17 protein-coding genes are annotated in these 17,885 nt (G+C 40.4%); 11 read left to right on the plus strand and 6 right to left on the minus strand.

The window, feature by feature from the left end:
* From KGY70_07865 to rlmB, 4 genes are all read left to right on the plus strand, one after another.
* A partial coding sequence (locus tag KGY70_07865) for an RNA methyltransferase (GenBank protein ID MBS3775086.1) occupies window positions 1-823 on the plus strand: 823 nt, incomplete at its 5' end.
* 63 nt (window positions 824-886) lie between these two features.
* Window positions 887-1,597 carry a response regulator transcription factor gene (locus KGY70_07870; protein MBS3775087.1) on the plus strand — a complete coding sequence of 237 codons (711 nt, stop codon included), beginning with the start codon at window positions 887-889 and terminating at the stop codon, window positions 1,595-1,597.
* Between the two features lie 337 nt (window positions 1,598-1,934).
* Window positions 1,935-3,866: an ABC-F family ATP-binding cassette domain-containing protein gene (locus tag KGY70_07875; GenBank protein ID MBS3775088.1), complete on the plus strand. Its 1,932-nt coding sequence runs from the start codon at window positions 1,935-1,937 to the stop codon at window positions 3,864-3,866.
* Between the two features lie 56 nt (window positions 3,867-3,922).
* A complete protein-coding gene (rlmB, locus tag KGY70_07880; GenBank protein ID MBS3775089.1) occupies window positions 3,923-4,675 on the plus strand; it encodes a 23S rRNA (guanosine(2251)-2'-O)-methyltransferase RlmB in 753 nt (250 codons plus the stop codon).
* A gap of 36 nt (window positions 4,676-4,711) precedes the next feature.
* Here the strand turns inward: rlmB and KGY70_07885 are convergent, their stop codons facing one another.
* Entirely contained in the window at window positions 4,712-6,004 is a 1,293-nt protein-coding gene (locus tag KGY70_07885; GenBank protein ID MBS3775090.1) for a mechanosensitive ion channel family protein, read from the minus strand.
* Window positions 6,005-6,175: 171 nt separating this feature from the next.
* A complete protein-coding gene (locus KGY70_07890) occupies window positions 6,176-6,502 on the minus strand; it encodes a hypothetical protein (GenBank protein MBS3775091.1) in 327 nt (108 codons plus the stop codon).
* Between the two features lie 187 nt (window positions 6,503-6,689).
* On the opposite strand from KGY70_07890, the gene KGY70_07895 reads away from it, so the two are divergent.
* From KGY70_07895 to KGY70_07905, 3 genes are all read left to right on the plus strand, one after another.
* Entirely contained in the window at window positions 6,690-7,262 is a 573-nt protein-coding gene (locus KGY70_07895) for a sigma-70 family RNA polymerase sigma factor (GenBank protein MBS3775092.1), read from the plus strand.
* Window positions 7,259-7,660: a hypothetical protein gene (locus KGY70_07900; GenBank protein ID MBS3775093.1), complete on the plus strand. Its 402-nt coding sequence runs from the start codon at window positions 7,259-7,261 to the stop codon at window positions 7,658-7,660. The genes KGY70_07895 and KGY70_07900 overlap by 4 nt, the downstream gene beginning before the upstream one ends.
* Window positions 7,661-7,747: 87 nt before the next feature.
* Window positions 7,748-8,203 (plus strand): NUDIX domain-containing protein, encoded by a 456-nt coding sequence (locus tag KGY70_07905; protein MBS3775094.1) that lies wholly within the window; start codon window positions 7,748-7,750, stop codon window positions 8,201-8,203.
* A gap of 64 nt (window positions 8,204-8,267) precedes the next feature.
* On the opposite strand, the gene KGY70_07910 is transcribed toward KGY70_07905, so the two are convergent.
* A complete protein-coding gene (locus tag KGY70_07910; protein MBS3775095.1) occupies window positions 8,268-9,389 on the minus strand; it encodes a glycosyltransferase in 1,122 nt (373 codons plus the stop codon).
* A gap of 291 nt (window positions 9,390-9,680) precedes the next feature.
* Here KGY70_07910 and KGY70_07915 point away from each other — a divergent pair, with 291 nt between their 5' ends.
* On the plus strand, window positions 9,681-10,253 hold the full coding sequence (locus KGY70_07915; protein MBS3775096.1) for an HAD family hydrolase: 573 nt from the start codon (window positions 9,681-9,683) through the stop codon (window positions 10,251-10,253).
* Between the two features lie 6 nt (window positions 10,254-10,259).
* On the opposite strand, the gene KGY70_07920 is transcribed toward KGY70_07915, so the two are convergent.
* Both KGY70_07920 and KGY70_07925 read right to left on the minus strand, forming a co-directional pair.
* Window positions 10,260-11,474, minus strand: coding sequence for a polysaccharide deacetylase family protein (locus tag KGY70_07920; GenBank protein ID MBS3775097.1), 1,215 nt, complete (start codon window positions 11,472-11,474; stop codon window positions 10,260-10,262).
* Window positions 11,475-11,597: 123 nt separating this feature from the next.
* The gene (locus KGY70_07925) at window positions 11,598-14,078 is read right to left on the minus strand and encodes a Smr/MutS family protein (GenBank protein MBS3775098.1); all 2,481 of its coding nucleotides are present in this window, start codon (window positions 14,076-14,078) and stop codon (window positions 11,598-11,600) included.
* 158 nt (window positions 14,079-14,236) lie between these two features.
* Here KGY70_07925 and KGY70_07930 point away from each other — a divergent pair, with 158 nt between their 5' ends.
* From KGY70_07930 to KGY70_07940, 3 genes are read left to right on the plus strand one after another with little or no spacing between them, the layout of a single operon-like run.
* A complete protein-coding gene (locus KGY70_07930) occupies window positions 14,237-14,977 on the plus strand; it encodes a hypothetical protein (GenBank protein ID MBS3775099.1) in 741 nt (246 codons plus the stop codon).
* Between the two features lie 4 nt (window positions 14,978-14,981).
* Window positions 14,982-15,989 carry a hypothetical protein gene (locus tag KGY70_07935; GenBank protein MBS3775100.1) on the plus strand — a complete coding sequence of 336 codons (1,008 nt, stop codon included), beginning with the start codon at window positions 14,982-14,984 and terminating at the stop codon, window positions 15,987-15,989.
* Between the two features lie 9 nt (window positions 15,990-15,998).
* On the plus strand, window positions 15,999-16,388 hold the full coding sequence (locus tag KGY70_07940) for a response regulator (protein ID MBS3775101.1): 390 nt from the start codon (window positions 15,999-16,001) through the stop codon (window positions 16,386-16,388).
* A 63-nt stretch (window positions 16,389-16,451) separates the two neighbouring features.
* Here KGY70_07940 and KGY70_07945 read toward each other — a convergent pair.
* A partial coding sequence (locus tag KGY70_07945) for a 4Fe-4S binding protein (protein MBS3775102.1) occupies window positions 16,452-17,885 on the minus strand: 1,434 nt, incomplete at its 5' end.

Consider the following 17,885-nt stretch of genomic DNA (forward strand, 5'->3'; position numbering starts at 1 on the left):
ACCATTAAAGCGAAAAATGTGGTTAAATTTAAGCCAGGATCTGACCTTTCTGAGGCTGTTCAGTAGAAAAGCGAAAAACATTTTCTTAAACGAAGAAAAGGGTGTACATTTGTACGCCCTTTTCTTTTTACAAGAAGTTGGTATGGAGACAAAAAAGCTGGTTGAATATCTGTCAGAATATGTTACTCCTGAGCGTTTAGCCCTTTTCGACAGGGTGTTGGAGCACAGGACCCGATATATTACTGTGGTTTTGGAGGATATCTATCAGCCCCATAATGCGAGTGCAGTGCTTAGGTCAATGGATTGTTTCGGTATCCAGGAGGCCCATATTATTGAAAACAGCAATGAATACCGTGTTAATCCTGATGTCGCTCTGGGTGCTTCAAAATGGCTGAATCTGATTAAATATAATAAGGTCGAAGACAATACCATGAATGCCATCAACTACCTGAAATCAAAAAAATATCGTATTGTTGCAACTACCCCTCATGAAAAAGAGGTCGAACTTCCTGACTTTAGAATTGAAAAGGGCAAAACGGCTCTTCTTTTCGGTACCGAGATGCACGGGCTTTCCTTTACAGCCCTGAATATGGCGGATGAATACCTCAGTATTCCCATGTATGGATTTACGGAGAGCTTCAATATATCTGTCTCGGCTGCCATTATACTTTATCAGCTAAAAGAAAAACTTAAAAGTTCAGGCATAGACTGGAAACTTTCCGAGACAGAAAAACATCATCTCAAACTGGAATGGCTCAAAAGGTCCATCAAAAGTTCTGACTTAATTATTAAAAAAATTTTATCCGATTTACCGAACCATTAGTCAATTTTTTTCGTAGTTTAATAAAAACTATTATATTTATAAGCTCAAAAAAAGCAATGTGTTATGAATTGTATTATTATTGACGATGATCCCCTTTCCCTGAGAGTGGTGGAGGAATTTGTAAACAGAACCGATTTTCTTGATTTGAAATACACTTTCAATGATGCGGTTGAAGCAATCAATACCATAAATGTAAGCGATGACGACATTGATCTGATTTTCCTGGATATTGAAATGCCCGAGATGTCAGGAATCGATTTCCTGAATACGGTTAAGGATCTGCCCCAGATTGTTATCATTTCATCTCAGGAGAAATATGCGCTCCAGGCATTTGACTATGATGTGGTGGATTATTTATTAAAACCCATTACTTTTAGCCGCTTTTATAAAGCAGCCACTAAAGCCAGAGACAATATCAGTGTTTCGGGGGAACAAAAGCAGGAAAGTCATGAGATTTTTATAAAAAAAGATTCTGCTTTGGTAAGGCTGAAATATGAAGACATCTTGTGGGTAGAGGCAATGGAAAATTATGTGGTCATATGTACCTATGACCAAAAATTTACGATCCATTTTACCATGAAATCTATTATGAATCAGCTTCCTTCCGATCAGTTCAAGCGGGTTCACAGGTCATATATCGTGAATATACGAAATATCGACCGGATTGAGGATAATTATGTGATTATCAAATCCAAACGGGAAGAGAAAAATATTCCCATCGGAAAAGCCTATAAAGAAAAATTTTTAAAAGAACTCAATCTGATTGGAAAATAATCTCCATTCATTTATATGCTCAGATTAAAGGCTCAAAGCCTGCCGGCTTTGGGCTTTTGTTTATACTGCCCCAATGGATTGTCACAACAACACTTTTTTGTCCCGGATTATTTGGCTGATGCCTCATTTGCTCATTGTTTGATGATCATTATACAGATTTGAGGAAACAATATTAAAGCCTTATCTTCCATCATGAAATAGGGAAGATTTTCTATCTTTGAAAATTTATTTCTCAGAAATCCTGAAGTTAAGTCATGTTGACTGAATATAAAGGGATTCAAAACGTTTTGCAGAGGAAAAGTTGAAAATTGCGAAAATGCATTAAAATGATGAGGCTATGATTTCACTGGAACAGGCAAGTGTGGAATATGACGGGGAACTGTTGTTCGGTGATGTATCTTTTATGTTACGACAAAAGGAGAAAGTGGGTCTGGTAGGGAATAATGGTTCAGGTAAAACCACCCTTCTTAAGATTATTCATGGGGATATGGCGCCTACCGGAGGAAAAGTAAATATTCCTTCCGATATAAAGATCGGATATCTGCCTCAACATATGGTCCATCAAGAGGATCAAACGGTATATTTGTCCGTTTTCAATTCTCTGAAGCAAATATCCGGCTTAGATGCTGATATTCGGAAGTTAAATCAGTCAGTGGTAGAAAGGGAGGATTACCAGTCAGATGAATATAGCCGAATCCTGGATGATTTAAAAGCCAAAACAGAAGAATATCATTTATTGGGAGGGGATAAAGTTGAATCGGACATTGAAAGGACATTAACCGGGCTTGGTTTTAACAGGGAAGATTTGAATCAGCCTTTGTCAGTTTTCAGTGGAGGATGGAAAATGCGTGTAGAGCTGGCAAAGATTTTATTAAATGAACCTGATGTGCTTCTTCTTGATGAACCTACCAATCATTTGGATATTGAATCCATACAATGGTTTGAAAATTATCTGGTCGGTTTTCAGGGGGCTGTGATGCTTATATCCCACGATCGTGCATTTCTTGACAATGTGACAAGCCGTACACTTGAACTGTCTCTTGGTAAACTATATGATTTTAAGCTTCCCTATTCCAAATACAGAATTGAAAGAGAAAACCTGAGGCAGCAACAGATGGCTGCTTATAAAAATCAGCAGAAGAAGATAAAAGAGACTGAGGAATTTATTGAGCGATTCCGATATAAGGCGAATAAAGCTTCCCTGGTTCAGTCGAGGATTAAGCAACTGGAAAAGATGCAGGAGGTTCAGGTAGATGAAGAGGACAATAAGCAGATGCACATCCGGTTTCCCGATCCGCCCCGATCGGGCAGAGAAGTTTTGAAAGCCGGAAACATCGTGAAATATTACGGAGATCATCTGGTTTTGGATGATGTGGATTTTTTAATTGAAAGGGGAGAACGTGTTGCTTTTGTCGGCAGAAACGGTGAAGGCAAAACCACAATGGCCAAAGTTCTTCTGGGAAAAACCGATTATGAGGGAAGTGTCACCGTAGGGTATAATGTGGAGATCGGTTATTATGCCCAGAATCAGGATGAGCTTCTTGATGATGATTTGACAGTTTTTCAAACACTTGACAATATTGCAGAGGGTGAAATGCGGAAAAAGGTCCGGCCCATCCTGGGTGCTTTTCTTTTTGAGGGCGAAGATGTGAATAAAAAGGTGCGTGTTTTGTCCGGCGGGGAAAGATCACGGCTGGCCCTTGCTAAATTGCTCTTACACCCTTACAACATGCTGATTCTTGACGAGCCCACCAACCATCTGGACATTCAGTCGAAGGAAATATTGAAACAGGCTTTGAACGATTATGGCGGCACCCTTTTACTTGTCTCCCATGATCGTGATTTTCTGGATGGGCTGGTATCGAAGGTATATGAGTTTAGACACCGGAAAATGCAGGAGCATATCGGTGGCATCTACGATTTTCTGGAGAAGAAAAAATTAGATGAGCTGGATGATCTGAATACGCCTTCTAAAGTGACCAGGAACACCGCAAATTCAGAAGGAAAGACACAAACCGGTGTAGATCACGAACAAAGGAAGGAACAAAACAGGAAAGTCAGGAAAGTAGAAAAAGAGATAGCTCAATGTGAACAAAGAATTGAGGAACTGGAATATAAAATGGAAGAAATGGAAAAGGCCCTCGCCTCACCGGAAAAAGCGGATAACCATGATCTGTATTCTCAGTACGAAGAATTAAAACAAGAACACGAAACGGAAATGAATAGGTGGGAGCAACTGCATGGAGAATTGGAGCAGTTGAAATTTTAGCTGATATAATTTTTATCATTGGCATTTGTCCATAAAGTCAAATAGATTTACAATTGATGACCCAAGACAAAAAATCTTTCATATATGGGGTTCGTCCTGTGAAGGAGGCTATAGAATCCGGCAAGCCGGTAGATAAGGTGCTTATTAAGAATGGTTTGAAGAATGAATGGTTCCGGGAGTTTTTTAATGCAGTACGGGACCATGATATACCTTATCAGTTTGTACCGGCTTCCCGACTGGATAAGGTTACCAGAAAGAACCACCAGGGGGTCATAGCTTTTCTGACGCCCGTTGAATTACAAGACATCACAGAGGTTTTGCCGGGTATATTTGAGAAAGGCAGGAATCCTTTTATTTTATTGCTGGACAGTTTAACGGATGTAAGAAATTTTGGAGCCATTGTCCGCTCGGCAGAGGGGGCTGGAGTGGATGCCATTGTGATCTCACAGAAACATTTTGCAAGGATTGGCGAGGATGCGGTAAAAACTTCAGCAGGGGCTTTGTATAAAGTACCGGTATGCCGGACTCCGGATATGATATCCACTTTGGATTATCTGTATCAAAGTGGCATTCAGGTAGTAGCTGTGTCTGAAAAATCGGATCAAAATTATTATGAAGCGGACTTTACCATACCCTCAGCTTTGGTAATGGGTTCGGAAGATAAAGGCATTTCCGGCGGATTATTGAATAAACTCGACCAATCTGTACGAATCCCTCTTGCAGGTGAAATTGAATCTCTGAATGTTTCGGTGGCTGCCGGTATCATCATGTACGAGGTGGTCCGCCAAAGGCATATGTTAACAGGTTGAAGGCCTGCTCCCGGATATTGGGCCCCGGGGTTCTTATTAACCTTCAGACTCCTGATCACGTCCTGTCAAGGCCCGGAAATCATCGCTTGAAGGACTTTGAAAAACCCGCAGGCCAAATTCGGAGATTACCGCCAAAATGTGGTCGAAAATGTCAGCCTGGACCATTTCATACGCTTTCCATTGAACCTCTTTGCTGAAGCAATAAATTTGAATGGGCAGGCCCTTTTCCGTGGGTTGTAAATGCCTGACCATTATTATGTAAGGAGCTTCATTGGGATGGATTTTCTGGTGTTTTTCCAGATAGGTCTGTACATATTTGCGAAAAACCCCCACATTGGTCAGCCTTCTTCTTGTCACCGTGTCTTCACGGGTTATCCCCTGAGCCTTGTTGAATGCTTCAATTTCTTCCTGTTTGGTAATGATATAATCCCTTATGAGCCTGAATTTTTTAAACCGGTCCAGCATCTCTTCATTACAAAAGGAAATGCTCTTAATGTCAATATATACAGAGCGTGCTATTCTCCTGCCTTTACTTTCCTCCATCCCCTTCCAGTTCTGAAACGATTCACTGATCAAGGCATAGGTGGGAATGGTGGATATGGTTTTATCCCAGTTTCTTACTTTCACCGTATTTACGGTAATGTCAATAACGATACCATCGGCATTTTTGCTGGGCATGCTTATCCAGTCACCAGGCTTTACCATCTGATTGGCAGATAGCTGTATGCTTGAAACAAATCCCAGAATGGTATCGCGGAATACCAGCACCATTACTGCAGCGAGTGCTCCCAGACTTGCCAGAAGTCCTGTAGGACTCTTTCCCAGAAGTTCGGATATAATGAGGATGCCTCCAACGGAATGGATGATGATCTTTGTTACCTGGATATACCCTTTGATAGGCCGTTCCTGTGCAATGGGGAAGGTTTGATAAATATCGTGGAAGGCACTAAGCAAAGCATCAAGCGTGAGCAACACAATAAAAACTACATAAATATACAGGCCACTCTTAATAATTGAACTGAGTGTAGGAAAATCAACCAGAAGAATGTTGACTGCGAAGTACACAATCAATGCGGGAGCCAAATGGGAAAACCTTTGAATCACTTTTCGGGAGATTAATACATCATCCCACTTGTTTGGACTCTTTTTGACAAGTCGTTTTACGCTGGTAACCAGAACGTTTTTTGCCAGGTAGTCGGCCAGGTAAGCAAGCAGAAACACACCAATGAGTATCAGTATGACTACAATGAAATTGACAGCCTGGCCATCAAGGCCCAGGCCTTTCAGCCAACTGTTAAGTTCATCAATCCAGGTGATGTCCATAGTCATGATGCGTTTGATTTTTTGATTGGAAACCTCCAACATCCACTAACTTCACTTCAATATGTTCCTTTGTGAATAAGGCGGGCTAAAATAAGCATAAAATTTGCAAATAAAAAAATGTCAGCCCTTAAAGACTGACATTTTTCCGTTTTTAACAAGGAAATCGATTTGTGGGAATTATTCCTTTTCGTTTTTCTTACCAATAAGATAGTAAACCAGCAAACCGAGTCCTCCGAAAACCAGGATCATCGAAAAGTACGATATTCCTTGTTCCATTGTGGTGCTCTCTTCCAGAATGTAACCTACCAGAGCGCCAATTCCCAAACCGATCAGCAGTAAGCTGAATTTAAGGCTGAGCGATACATTGCTTTCCTTATTGAAAATTTTTGCGTCTTGTCCGCTCTCTATAAGAGCAAGTCTTTCTTTTTTTCTTACAGACAGATAAACGATTCCGTAAACCATAGCGAAAAGACCAAGCGGTATTAAAAGTCCTTCTAAATCCATAATGTTATTTTTTTTAATGATACATTTGTTTTGTTCTTCATAATCTAGGACGCGATATTATTATAGCCGGTTACAGTTTTTTTTCAATATTTTGTTGTAATTTTATGTAACCGGTATTCAAGTTAAAACGTCCTATAAATCAGAAGCAGTTCTTGATTTGATGGGTTAATGAAAATAAAAGTCGCATATGAGCTCATTTTCGGATGAATATTATATTGAACGGGTTTTACAGGGTGACCATTCCTCTTATGCAACCCTTGTAGAAAGACATAAGGACATGATCTTCACTATTGCCCACAGAATGTTGAAAAACAGGGAGGAAGCAGAGGAAATTGCACAGGACACCTTTATGAAAGCATACCGTTCGCTCAGAAAATTCCGTAAAGAATCGAAATTTAGTACCTGGCTCTATAGGATAGTGTACAATTTATCCGTTTCTCAGTTGAGAAAAAATAAAGAACAAATGAGTTCCCTGGATGACGATGAGATCAATATAGATATAGAAGACACCCATAACAAAATGGATCAGATTGAAGCTTCAGATAGAAGTTATTATGTTAATCAGGCAATTGCCGGTTTGAAACATGACGAAAAAACCATCATTACCCTGTATTACCAGGAGGAACTGTCCGTAAATGAAATTTCGGAGATTGTACAACTGACCCATTCCAATGTAAAGGTCAAGTTGCATCGTGCAAGATTAAAGCTTTATGAGGAACTGAACAGAATATTAAAAAATGAAATAAACACACTGCTATGAATAGTAAGAATACACATATAGATGAAAGAACCCGGGAATTATTGAAAAATACCGGGGTTGAAAAAACAGGTACTGATTTTACACGCAAAGTAATGAGCAGGGTGGAAAAGGAAAAGAAACTTCATCCCTACAAACAGGATAATACCTTGTGGCATATTCTTTTAGCTGTTGTTTTACCCGTAATGTATTTCTTGTATCAGATATTTACCGGTTCTGAAAGCTTCCTGGCAGAACTGGATCTTACCCTGAAGTTTCAGCCTTATATCCAATTGTTTCAACTATTGGCAGATAAGTTGGTTATGGATGTTTCCACACCGGTAGTACCTCTGGGAATTTTGGCCATTGTGATGCTTTTGGCTTTTGACAGGTTTATATTGCGTTCGCTTTCGTTTAAGTAATGGTTTTAATTTAAATGTTATAGTGGCATATCGCCCGGGTGAGATTGGCATTGCATCCGGGCGCTTTCAATGTAAAAAATAGGAATGATGAGTAACGGCATAAAACAATTTAATGTGAGGGTATATGGCCTTATTGTCAATGAAAACCGGGAGCTTTTACTGGCAGATGAATATCAGATGAATATGAAGATGACCAAATTTCCGGGGGGCGGACTTCAATTTGGTGAGGGAACAATTGACTGCCTGAAACGAGAGGCGCTTGAAGAATTCGGGCAAAAGATTGAAGTGCTGGACCACTTTTATACGCTTGATTATTTCCAACCTTCCATGTTCAATAAGGATTATCAGCTTTTGAGCATCTATTACAAGGCACGGTTTCCCGAACCTGTTCAGTTTAAGGTCTCTTCCAGACCTTTTGACTTTTCTGAACTAAACAATGGTAATATTTCCTTCAGATGGAAGGCATTGGACATTATTTCATCCGACGATATGACATTACCCGTAGATAAAATGGTTGCCGGTATGTTGAGAGAAAATGCCTAGCATTCTTTTGTGCTCTAAAGGATTAAGCTTCCTGCTCTGCGGAATTATAGATGATTGATGGTTCTTAAAGCTGTTCGCAGAGTTCAGTGAGTTTGTCCACAAAAGCTTCCCATGTATACTTCTTTTTTTCTTCCCTGATATAGGGCAGGAACTCACTTTCCCGGTTATTTTGGAAGAAATCATTGATGGCTTCTGAGATGGCCTGAGGATCTTTATCCACTACATATCCCACTTTTTTATGGGGCACGTTTTCGGATAATCCTCCCACGTTGGTAACCAGCATGGGCCTATCAAAATGATAGGCTATTTGTGTTATACCACTTTGGCTTGCAGTGTGATATGTTTGGGCTACCAGATCGGCGGCACAAAAGTAGTACTTGATGTGCGCGCCCGGAATGAATTTGTTGATGATGATTACGTGTTCAGAAAGTCCATGTGTTTTGATCAGTTCATTGTAAGAGGCAGGTTTGTCATAAAATTCACCCACAACAAGCAGTTTGATCCCTTGTTCTTTTATTTTTTCCTCCCCCAACGCTTTGATGAGCTGATCGAGTCCTTTATATTTTCTTACAATGCCAAAAAACAGGATGTATTTTCCTTCTTTTTCCAAATTCAGGTAGTTTCTGGCTTCGTTTTTTTCAATTTGCTCTCCGAGGTTATCATTAATGGGATGCGGAAAGTAAACTGCCGGTTTGTTCGTGAAAAGTTTAAGTTCTTCTTTTACAGTTGACGATAAGGTGATAAAACTCTGACATGCACCGAGGAAGTACCGGGTCAGCCATTTGTCGCCCGTTCTTTTTTCATGGGGTATGATGTTGTCGGTCATGCCAATAATCCGGGTGCGTTTTTTTGTTAGCCGTGCAATTGTCCCCAGGCACGGAGCCATGAATGGGATCCAGTATCTGACTATTAAAAGATCGGGAGCCATCCGGTTTATATTGAGGGCAGTTTGAATCCAGTTGAGGGGGTTGATGGAATTGATTCTTTCTTCTATCCTTATATTTTCCGGACGCGGATCGGCAGAATATTGGGTTTTTCCCGGAAAGAACACTTCCGGGTACTGCAGGGTATATGTATAAATAAGGGTTTCATGGCCTTTATGCTGTAAGGTTCGGCACAAGGATTCATTTGTATCTGCAATTCCTCCTCTGAAGGGGTGAGCCGGTCCGATAATCACAATCTTCATAAATAAGTATTTAAAGCTTGGCATTCACTGCGGACAAAAATACAAATTTTATAAGGCGGGAAGGTCTTGTCAGTTAACCTGCATTATTCATAAATTTTTACAAATATGAATAAAATGCAGGTTAACCCCGACTTAGGTGAACTTAAATTTTTGAAAAAAATTTTAGTGAACTTAGTCGCTGTCGGAGACAGGAATAATTCTTGAATTATTCGGGTTAAAATGTACTACAGGCATTCTTATAAAAAATCATTAGCTTTGGGGCTCTGTCAAAACATAAAGCAATCATTTCCAATGGGTAGAAGAGCAGTATTTTTGGACCGCGACGGGGTCATCAATGAGGAAAAAAACTTTGTGCTTTCACCGCATCAAATCGAGCTTTACCCTTTTTCTGGCGAAGCGGTAAAAAAGCTTAATCAAGCTGGTTATCCGGTTATTGTGGTAACCAACCAGTCGGCTGTGGCCAGAAATTATATTACAATAGAACAATTGAATGCCATTCATAATGCACTGATAGATAAGCTAAAAAGCGAAGGGGCTTACCTCGACGGGATCTACTTTTGTCCTCACAAGGGTGAGCTTGATGAGGAAGTGGGAAATAAGGAATACATTCATGATTGTGAATGCCGTAAACCCAAGCCTGGTATGATTTTCCGGGCAGCAGAAGATTTTAACATTGATTTGAAGCGTTCTTATCTTATCGGTGATAGTGAACGGGATATCATAGCAGGTAAGCGTGCTGAATGCATAACTATAGGAGTAAGGACCGGTAAAGGCCTTAATGGTATGAAGGAATCCCCCGATTATATATTCAATGACCTTCAGGAAGCTGTAGACTTTATCCTGGGCTTGTCGGAACAAAGGTAGAACAGATCACTTTTCGAATACCAGCCGGAGCATTTCGCGATAAACGGTCTCCCAGCCTTTCCAGTGCCCATGATCGCTTAAAGCCTCGTTATGCCAAATGGTAATAAAAGTGCCGTTAACGTGCTTAATTTTTTCTATTAGATCTTCAATGACAGATATGGCCGCAGTAACATTGTATTTTTTGTGCTGGTTCAGCGTAATGTCCATTACCTGGAAAGGATAAACGGTAAGGGACGTTTCTTCTTCATTGTCTAAATCATAATAATGGAACGGTGTACAGGTTCCTGCCCTGAAGCCGATATCGGTACTGTATCCCATGGTGTAATCTTCTTGAATACCGGCATTGATAAGGTTTCTGTACGTTTCGTTGAAATGAATTCGCAGGTAATGCTGCCGGCTTCTTATCACCTCTTTATTAATGATTTGCTTCAGCTCTTCAACTTCCCATTGCAGCAGGTCCGGATCCCTGAAAGCCTTATATGAGGGATGGATACCTATTTCTGACCGTTCGGATATGTTTTTGATTAATTTGCGGTAGGCTGTTTTATCGATTGATACATTGTTGTCGAATTTACCGCTATTCCCCACCAAAAAAAACCATATGGGCGTCAGTCCGTACTTTTGATGGGTATCAAAGAAGATATCGTATGTATCATAAGGATCTTTTTTGCCTGCAAGCGTCTGATACCTTCGGATGTTGTCCTGAATGTTCAGATTGAATATTGACCTGAGTGTTGCCCCGAGTGTTCGGCTGATTCCTTTGAACAGAAAGGCATAGGCGTTATCAACATCAATGGTGGGGATGTATTGAAATGTTCTTGAAGAATATTCAAATTCAGGAAAATGCCTCCCGATTATATCGCCCAACATATAGGCCCATTGATCTACGATGGGTTCCTGGAGAAAACTGCTGGTATATGCCAGGCTTTGTTTGGCTTCAAAGCGACCGTGCTCGTCGGATGAAAAGGGAAGATATTCTTCATATCTGGATACCAGGAAAAAAGAAGCTGCAAATATATCAAATGGTATGGAGGAATGATCATTGGTCTGGAAAAATATCTTTATAGTATCCCACTGAGTAACAAATATTTCTTGTTCTTTAATTTTTTTCTCAAATAAAAGGTTGGTGGGTGTGATGATCAAACGGTTACCCAGTTTTTTTGCAGAATAGTTTATGGCAGGTCCCTCATGATTGCTGAATTCTGCTTCATTATCGGTCAATTTATATTGAACTCCCAATATATCCCGAAAGATAAAATTGCATATATAAGTGAGCCTCGGCGTTATTTGTGCGGTATAAATGAGTAGCAATCGCAATAAATTTTTGATCAAAGATAATAAAAATTAGTGATCGAATTCAATTACAGTAATGCCCGACCCTCCAAATTCCAGGTGTTCGTCACGGTAAGTTTTCACCATATCTACCGTGTCCAGATAATTTCTTATCAACTGTCGCAATATGCCATTGCCTTTTCCGTGCAGTATCCGTACCCGCTCTATATTGAGCATGATGGCTTCGTCAATAAAATCTTTTACTTCCTGAAGGGCTTCTTCTGCTCTTTTTCCTCTCACATCAATTTCCGGATGGAAGTCCATTTTGCGTTTTCCTGTATCAAAATTCTGATAATCCGTATTTTGTCCGGTGGATTTTGTTTTTTTCCTGTATTCGTCTTCACTGATCTTTTCCAACTGGTCGTTCCTGATCGTGGTGATGATATTGCCGAAACCTACCAAAATGCTGTTTTCATTGATATCCATTACTTCGCCCACTGCTTCTCTTTGTTTTAACCGAACCTTGTCTCCTTTACTTATTTGCTCTTCCTTTTGTTCGCTAACTTGTTCATTTTTTGGTGAGAGGTTGAGGTCATTGCTCAGGTTTTTCTTTTCCCTTTTAAGTGTTTTCAGTTGGCTGTCGAGGTGTTCGTCAGCACCGGACTGCATTTTTTGCTTTTTGAACTCCTCAAAATCTTTTCTGATCTGTTTGGTTTTTTCTTTTTCTGCATTGCTTTCCTTGATTTTCCGGATGGTGTTTTCGATTTTTTTATTTGCATTATTCAACAGTTCATTGGCTTCTTCCTCTGCTTTTTTCTTAATCTCATTCTGCATTTTTTTTGTGTTTTGGAGTTGTTCCGAATATTGATTCAGCACCTTCTCCAGTCTTTTTTCCTTTTGTTTGATCGATTCGCGTTTTTGTTCCCAGTATCTTTTATCCCTTATAATGTCCTTCAGGTTTTTGTCAAAATTGATGTGTTTCTTGCCTACTTTTTGTTCGGCTTGATCAAGTACGGACTGTGGAAGCCCGATCTTTTTTGCTATCTCGAAAGCGAATGAACTCCCCGGTTCTCCGATTGTCAGTTTATAAAGTGGTGACATGTTGTCAGTATCAAAAAGCATCGCTCCGTTTTCAATTCCTTCAGCAGAGGAGGCAAAATGTTTGAGGTTGGAGTAGTGGGTGGTTATAATGCCCATGATCTTTTTCTTGTTCATCCTGTCCAAAATGGCTTCAGCAATGGCGCCTCCCAGGGTCGGTTCGGTTCCGGCCCCGAATTCATCGATCAAAATGAGTGAATGGGCATCTGCAAATTTGATGAAATTCTTCATGTTTAAAAGATGAGAGCTGTAGGTGCTCAGATCATTTTCAATGGACTGGTCGTCGCCGATGTTGATGAACATGTTTTGAAAAACACCCATTTCTGAGCCAGGTTTTAAAGGCACGAGCAGTCCGCATTGGAACATATACTGTATCAATCCCGTGGTAGTGAGGCATACGGATTTTCCCCCGGCATTGGGCCCGCTTATTACCAAAATTCTTTGCTTTTCATTATCCAGAGCTATATCGAGGGGCACCACCTGCCGGTTTTCCTTTTTAAAGTTCAGATACAAAAGAGGATGTATGGCCTGATACCACCTAAGATGGGGGTGTTTAACCATAGCAGGCCTCGTGGCATGGATTTCTCTTGCAAATAGAGCCTTTGCCCTTATGAAGTCAATCGTTCCCAGAAAGTCATTGGCCTGAAGCAGATCATCCAGATAGGGTCTGATATCAGTTGCAAGCGCTCTCAGGATACGTACTACCTCACGTTTCTCTTCGTACCGCATTTCTTTGATATGATTATTGAGCTCAACGATTTCCGAAGGTTCAATATAGACCGTTTTTCCTGAGGCCGATTCATCCTGGATCAGCCCGTTGATTTTTCTTTTGAGCCGGGCATCAATCGGAATAACAGCTCTTCCTCCACGTATCGCAAGCGAAGACTCTTCCTCTACCACACCCTGTTGTTTCAGTTGTTTGAATATTCTTCCTATCCGGGAAGAAACAGCCGATTCTTTTTCCCTGATCTCGTCCCTTAATCGTTTTAGTTCCTGAGAAGCAGTATCTTTCATTTCTCCCTTGTTGGTCAGTATTTGATCGATACGCTCCGTGATAAAAGGATAAGTTTTTATATTTCTGGCAATATGATACAGTTTTTGGTATTTGTCCTCATTATACCTCTTTTTGAGGAAACCCAGTATGTTTTTAATGGTAGTCTGATTCTGCCGGAGGTTATACACTTCATCCTGTTCCATATAAGTGCCCTCAATTCTTATCTTTTCCAGGGCATCTTTCATGTTGATGCAATGATCCAACGGAAAATTTTCTTCCATTTCCAGGATTTCACGGAATTCCGCAACCTGATCGATTAACAGCGCAATGAATTTGGGTGAAGAGGAGAACTTGATCTGATCGGTCTTTTCTTTACCCAGCGTACTTAAACAATGGCTTTTTATTCTTCCTCTGATCTTGTCAAATCCTATTTTTTCCTCGAAATTCTTTGGATATAACACAAATGAAATTTTTTGATTTATTTGCAAAATTAATATTTTCAAACTATCAGAATATCTTATATATTTTGTTTCATCGTCATAATTGTTCTTTTTTTTCGTTGAACCCAAACAATGTTTTTTCTATGATTTTTCGTTGAACCAAAAAAATGTTTTTTTCTATGATGGCAGCCGGAGATAAAACAAATAATATTCAATTCCTCTGGATCACCTTATTCGGTATCTCTATGGCATTTTTTGAGAGTTCCATAGTGGTATATTTAAGAGCGTTATATTACCCGGAAGGTTTTTCCTTCCCCCTTGAAATTGTAGATCCTCAGATAGGCGTTACCGAATTTTTAAGAGAATTATTTTCATTGATTATGATTATTAGTGTGGCACTTATAGCCACAAAGAATTTTATGCAGCGTTTCTCCAATTTTCTTTATATTTTTGCTGTATGGGATATATTCTACTACATTTTTCTGAAGCTCCTCCTGGGTTGGCCTGCTTCATTAATGACATGGGATATCCTGTTTCTGGTACCTGTTCCCTGGACCGGACCTGTACTTACACCGGTTTTAATTTCTTTGATCATGATCATGTTCGCTTTAACCATCCGTTATTTTAACCGTTTATCCGGTTTCCGCATGTTTTTGGAGATCAGAGAGTGGCTCGTATTGCTTGCCGGGGCTTTGGTGGTGTTTGTTTCCTTTATATCCGATTTTGTTGATTATGTGTTTGGCCATTATACATCCAGGGCTGAATCCATAGAGCCATTGTTCGGTAACCTGGAGAGCATCACCTTGAGTTACACACCCCAGGAATTTAACTGGTGGATCTACACGCTGGGAGTTCTTTTACTTCTTTTCAGTTTATCGATGATATACAAAAGGAATAAGAAACTTTATATAAAAGATTGAAATAATGGAAATCTGGTACTTACATCCTTTGTCCATTGCTGCTTACATTATAATTGGTATTTTCTTTATATGGCTGATCATCCGACAATATACCGTAAAGTTAAAAAGGAAAAACCGGAAGCTGGAAAGGATGGTCGGGGAGAAAAACAGAGAAATCGAAGAAATCAGGGAGGCGCTTAAGAGCCGGTCAGATAAACTCGCCAGAACCGAGGAAGAGCTGCAGAAACAGCGCTCCAATTTTGAACAACTCGTGGGGAAGCGTACAGAAGAATTGCAAAAAGCGAAGGAACAAGCAGAAGAAGCCGACAGGCTGAAAAGTTCGTTCCTGGCAAACATGTCTCATGAGATCAGAACCCCCATGAATGCCATTGTCGGTTTCTCCAATTTGTTGAACGATGAGGATATCAATCACGACATACGGAAAGAATTGATCAATCAGATCAACATACAAAGCAACACCTTGTTGAATTTGATTGATAACCTGATAGATCTGGCTAAAATTGATGCCGGACAGCTTGATGTAAAACAGGTAAACTGCCCGATGGATGAAATTCTGGAGGAATTGTACGATTCGTTTTCAGAAACAGCAGCCTATAAGGATATTGATTTAGAGGTCAACGGGGATAAGGCATTAAAAGATTATCTTATATTGGGCGATCCTTATCGTGTAAAACAGGTATTCAGCAATTTGATAGACAATGCAATCAAGTTTACGGATGCGGGTTTGGTTGAATTCGGGTGTGAAATGATCACCTCCAAAAGTAACCCTGTTGCACAATGTTACGTAAAGGATACTGGTAGGGGAATCAATAAGAGGCAGCAGGAGTTGATTTTTCAACGATTTAAGAAAGTTGAACACGAGCGGCAGAAAATATTCCCGGGAGCAGGTCTGGGTTTGAACATCAGTAAGATTTTGATAGAAATGATGAAGGGAGAGCTTTCCCTTCAATCTTTACCTTATCAAGGTTCTGTATTCTTTTTCACCTTACCTGCGGAGAAAAACATCAGATAATCCAATGATATGCAAACAATCCATCCGAAAAAGAACTGGCAGGGTAAGACCATTTTGATCGCTGAAGATGAAGAAAGCAACTTCAAATATCTTCAACTGGCTTTACGGGATACCCAGGTGAACATTATCCGGGCCAAAAATGGAAAGGAAGCGGTTGATCTTTGCAGGAAGCATACCGACATCGATTTGGTGTTAATGGATATTAAAATGCCTGGTATGGATGGCTTTCAGGCTACAAAAGAGATAAGGCAATTTGCAGAGGATCTTCCGATTATTGCATTAACTGCTTATGCAATGGCAGATGACAAAGATACCAGCCTTGAAGCGGGATGTAATGATTATATTTCCAAACCTGTTAAACGCAATCGCATTTTTAGCATACTGGACAAATACCTCTAAAAATAAAACGAGGGTCTCTTTTTGACACCCTCGTTTTATTTTTTTATGGATACAAACATGGAATTAGAACGGGAAGTCTTCTTCCTGTTCTTCTACTTTCACTTTTTCCTGCTCCGGTTTTTCAGCCCTCTGGTGTACGGGATTGCCTTCCACATATATGGCTTTATAAGGCAGGGTAGGACAGGCATATTCACAGGCACCGCATCCTATACAAATATCTGTATTGGTTTCGGGAAGCAACAATCCTTCTTTATATTCAATCATATACACCGCTTTTGTAGGACAATGTTCTGAACATGAGCCGCAGTTGGTTCCTTCAGTCTCCACAATACAATTTTCCTTAACAAATTGCACTTTCCCCAGTTGTGTGAGTTGTTTGTCCTCTAATTTAAGAGGCAGGAGTGCTCCTGTAGGGCAGACCTCCGTACAGGCCACGCAGTCATAATTGCAAAATCCGGCGTGGTTGTCCATCCTTGGTTGCATGAGGCCCCTGAGTCCATATTCAAACAAGGCGGGCTGAAGCACACCGGTGGGGCAGGCATTGACACACAAATGACATGCTGTACAAGAGTCATTGAAATGGTCCGTATTTTTTGCTCCCGGAGGAGAAACCGGATTTTCTCTCTTTATGGGATTGGTGGCACTATAAGAAACCAGTTCCTGCGCCTTACTGAGTTTGGTTATGCTCATAAAAGCCAGGGCCATACCTGCCAGGAACCTCCGCTTGCTTGTATCTGTTCTGTGCATGGATTTGATTTTTGTATCCTCTGTGGCTGAGTCTTGTGAAACCGTTGCAGTTCCGTCGGGAACAGCTTTCTGTGAGGTATACAATTCGTTGAGACTGTATTCGGCACTTGAAAACGGACATACCTGAAGACAGTTAAAACAGCCGACACATCTGGAAAAATCCACTGTTTGGGTTTTGGTTTCTATGCACCCCCCTTTACAAGCCCGCTCACATAAGCCACATTTTGTGCAGGTATCCGGATTCAGCCTGATCTTATAGAGGGAGAGTCTGGAGACCAGTCCCAGAAAAGTTCCTACCGGGCACACCGTGTTGCAGTATAATCTGCCTTTTGCAATGGACATCCATCCTACCAGCACCAAAAAACCGATTGAAATACCAATGATTAAGAGATGTTGGGGATAAGTATCTATATGATACAAGGCATAGATGTCGTAATTGTTCAGGATGGTGGCCAGAAGATTGTTGCCTCTCCTTAACAGGGGACTGAAAATATCAGTTGTGATCCTGCCGAAAATACTGTAAGGATCCAGAAGGGAGAGAGCAAGCACGCTCCCGCTTATCATAAAGACGATGACAATTGCCAGGAGTCCATACCGCAACCATGGGAGAGGTTTTAAATAATGATACTTATATCTTTTTCGCTTTTTCTTTTTCCGGTTGAGTTTTAATCTTAAAAAACTCAACACATCCTGCAGGATTCCCAGCGGACATATGGTTGAACAATAAACCCTTCCAAATAACAAGGTCAG

This window comes from Bacteroidales bacterium (genome assembly GCA_018334875.1).
GTDB lineage: Bacteria > Bacteroidota > Bacteroidia > Bacteroidales > UBA12077 > JAGXLC01.